This is a genomic window from Actinoplanes rectilineatus (assembly GCF_000962825.1).
Classification (GTDB): domain Bacteria; phylum Actinomycetota; class Actinomycetes; order Mycobacteriales; family Micromonosporaceae; genus Actinoplanes; species Actinoplanes rectilineatus.
In genome coordinates, this window is the sequence record NZ_JZKF01000181.1 from 1 (window position 1) to 3,072 (window position 3,072).

The 3,072-nt window shown below is 75.4% G+C and carries 3 protein-coding genes and 1 pseudogene; 1 reads left to right on the forward strand and 3 read right to left on the reverse strand.

The window, feature by feature from the left end; translation table 11 throughout:
- Window positions 1-309 (forward strand): hypothetical protein (locus WH85_RS52005; protein WP_045748531.1); only part of this gene is annotated, 309 nt, incomplete at its 5' end.
- Between the two features lie 58 nt (window positions 310-367).
- Here WH85_RS52005 and WH85_RS45900 read toward each other — a convergent pair.
- The 3 genes and pseudogenes from WH85_RS45900 to WH85_RS52010 form a co-directional block, all read right to left on the reverse strand.
- Window positions 368-1,270, reverse strand: a complete 903-nt coding sequence (locus WH85_RS45900) for a hypothetical protein (protein ID WP_157411663.1) — start codon at window positions 1,268-1,270, stop codon at window positions 368-370.
- A gap of 142 nt (window positions 1,271-1,412) precedes the next feature.
- A complete protein-coding gene (locus WH85_RS45905) occupies window positions 1,413-2,630 on the reverse strand; it encodes a type VII secretion protein EccE (protein WP_045748532.1) in 1,218 nt (405 codons plus the stop codon).
- A 141-nt stretch (window positions 2,631-2,771) separates the two neighbouring features.
- A pseudogene (locus tag WH85_RS52010) lies at window positions 2,772-3,072 on the reverse strand (right-handed parallel beta-helix repeat-containing protein); the annotation flags it as partial.

The window sequence follows — 3,072 nt, forward strand, 5'->3', positions numbered from 1 at the left end:
GACCTGGTGGCCGGGGCGTCGGTGAACCCGTTGCAGCCGCTGCTGGAGTTCCTGCCGCAGGCCCGCGACATCGGCCTGCACCTGGTGATCACCCGGCGGGTCGGTGGTGCCGCACGGGCGATGTTCGACCCGATCGTCGGCCGGATCCGGGAACTCGCGTCACCCGGCATCCTGATGTCCGGCTCCCGGGAGGAGGGGCCGCTGTTCGGCTCGCTCCGGCCGCAGCCCCTGCCGCCGGGCCGGGCCTGGATGGTGACCCGGCGGCACGGTGCCCGCCTGGTGCAGCTGGCCTGGACCCCACCGACCTGATCCGAACCGGTCAGCGGCGCGACGCCCGCCCGATATTGAGCGCGCTGATCGGAACCGGTCAGCGGCGCGGCGGACCCAACTGCTGATGCTCGACGCCGGTCGGGCGTACCGTGACGAACCGGTCGTCGCAGTCCCCGATCACCGCGAGCATGTCGTCGGCCATGAACGGCAGGAACCGGGCGGTCTCCTGGTTCAGGCGCAACGCCGACGACGCCAGCACCGCCTCCTCACTGCCGAGCCGGTGCAGCAGGGCCAGGCCGGCCTCCTGCAGCGTGGACATCCCGGGCCGGTCCAGCTGCCGCAGCAGGGTCAGCCGGGTGTGCCAGGAGGCCGGCGGCGGGGCGGTCACCGGGCCGGTCACGCCGAGGTCGTACACGGTGAGCACCGGCGACTGCGCGGTCCCGGCGGCGACCGTGCCACTGTCCTCGGTGAGCACCACGAGACGGTCCGGGCGGCCGGTGGCGCGCTCCCCGAAACCCGACCAGGACCGCGGATCGGTGGTCACCACGATCACCCGGGCGCCGAGCGAGAACGCCCGGAACACCAGCAGCTGCGCCGCCCACACCCCGCCGACCAGGGCCGCCGGTGCCGGTTCCGGGCCGAACAGCCGCAACGGCACGGGCAGCTGCCGCCGGTCCTGCCCGAGGATCAGGCCGGCGTCGGGCGGTGGATCGACCCGCATCCGGCGCAGCCCGCTCCCGGGCAGGGTGTGCCAGCCGATCCGCAGCCTGCTGATCCGCCCTTCCGGACCGCCGAGCGCCGGGGCGGGCGTGCCGGGCCGCTCAGGCGGCCCGCCCGGGGGCACGACGGGCATCGAGGTGACCCGGCCGCGGGCGGCGCGCGGTGCGGGCACCGGGGCGGGTTCCGGCGCCCCCACGACCTCGGCGGTGGGTTGCGGTTCCGGGACGGCTTCGGCATCTCTGCGGTACGCGTGAGCACCGTCCCCGTTCATCCCCGCCATCGGTCACCGTCCCCGATCGTCTCGTCCATGACGCACCGTCCCCGTTCGTCTCGCCGGCAGGCACCGTGCCCGCTCGTCCCGGTCATCAGGGACCGTCCTCGTCCGTCCCGGTCGTCGGGCGCCGTCCCCCCGTTGATCCCGGTCATCCGGCGCCCCCACCGGTCGGCGCGGTCGCGTAGGTGGCCGGCCCCTGCTCACCGTCCAGCGGCAGCAGGTCGGCGCCGACCCGTCGCGCCCCGTCCACCAGCACCCGGTCCAGGTCGCCGAGGTCGGTGTCCGGCCGGGTGGCCAGCCGGACGAACGCGCGGACCGCGACGTCGGTACCGCCGGACGGGTCGATCACCAGGGTGACCGTGGTCTGTGCGGCCGGTGCGGTCGCCGCCCAGGCGAACAGCGAGCCCAGCCCGTCGGCGGGCGCCGGCCACGTCCGCAGCCAGTACGTCCGGTGGATCAGCCGGGCGGAGCGCCAATGTGTCCACTCCTCGGCCGGTGGGGCGCCGGCCGTGGCCAGCGGTCCCGGTTCGACGTCGCAGGACCGGGCCAGCAGTGCCACCAGCTGCCGCGCGTCGAGGGTCCGGCAGCCCACCCCGATCCGGCGCAGTCCGGTCGCCACCTTGCGGGCCAGGGACGCGACCAGGGCGGCTGCCTCCTCCGGGTCCGCGGTGTGGTCCTGCAACGCCTCGGCCAGTGCGTACGCGTCGATCCGCACACTGATCGCGGTCTCCCGGTGGGCCGGCACCGGCGCGTTGCCGAGCCCGGCCAGCACCTGCCGGTAGGACGTGCCGGCCGGCGACGACGGATGCACGTCCGGGCTGGGCGCCGGAACCGTCTGGGTGCCGAGTTGCATCAGCACCCCGGGCTGGTCGGCGCCGGCCAGCAGCCCGACCAGGGTGTCCAGCGGCACCGGCGGGGCGTCCGGGGCGAGGGCGACGGTGCTGAACCAGCCGGCCCCGTCACGGCCCACGCCGACCGTGCCGCCGTCCGCTGTGGACACGTCGGCGACGGCGAGCCCGGGTGCCAGGCCCCGCAGCGCGTCCAGCACCGGCCCGGATCCGGCCGCGCTACCGGATCGGTCATGCGCGCCGGTGGTGCGACCGGCGTCGGCCCGGCGGCGTCGATGGTCGGCGACCAGGGCGCGGTGTTCCAGCCACCACCGGTGCCCGCGCCGGGCGAAGAAGACCGTGAGCAGCACCGCCGCGACTCCGGACGCCACGGCCAGCGGGACCGGCCCGCGCAGGCCGGCCGCCACCACGGCCACCAGGCACAGTTCGGCGACCAGGATCTGGGTGGTGCTCAGCGGGCCGATCCGGCCCGGCCGGCGGACCGGACGGGCCGTGAACTCCGGTGGGGCGGTGAGCATGGGTCGCCTCCCTCGGGCGAACTACCTGGCGGATGGTCGGCGTCGGTGGCGGGGCGGGCTGTCCGGCGGTCGGTCGGTCGGGCGGTGAGCCTGGGCGGTACTGCCTAGCGGTCGGTCGGACGGTGAGCCTGGGCGTACCGCCTAGCGGACGGTGACTCGCAGGTCCTGCAGGGTGAGCGCACGTAACTCGTCGCGGCTCGGCATCCGGCCCAGCCCGCGCAGTCGGCCGGACTGCGCCTTGCGCATGCCCTCCAGGAGACGGCGGGCTTCGCGGGCGTTGCCGAAGTTGCGGTCGCGTTCGACCGTGGCGAAGTGTGCGCGCAGCGCCTCGTTCAGGCCCGGCGCGAAGGTGTAGTCGTCGGTGCGGGCGATGCGTCCGGCGATCATGACGAGTTCGTCGGGTCCGTAGTTCTCGAATTCGAGGGTCTTGGCGAAGCGGGAG

Excerpts from the sequence above, each read along its gene's own strand:
- WH85_RS45900 (WP_157411663.1), bottom strand. The coding sequence starts at position 1,270 with ATGGCGGGGATGAACGGGGACGGTGCTCACGCGTACCGCAGAGATGCC.
- WH85_RS45905 (WP_045748532.1), bottom strand. The coding sequence starts at position 2,630 with ATGCTCACCGCCCCACCGGAGTTCACGGCCCGTCCGGTCCGCCGGCCG.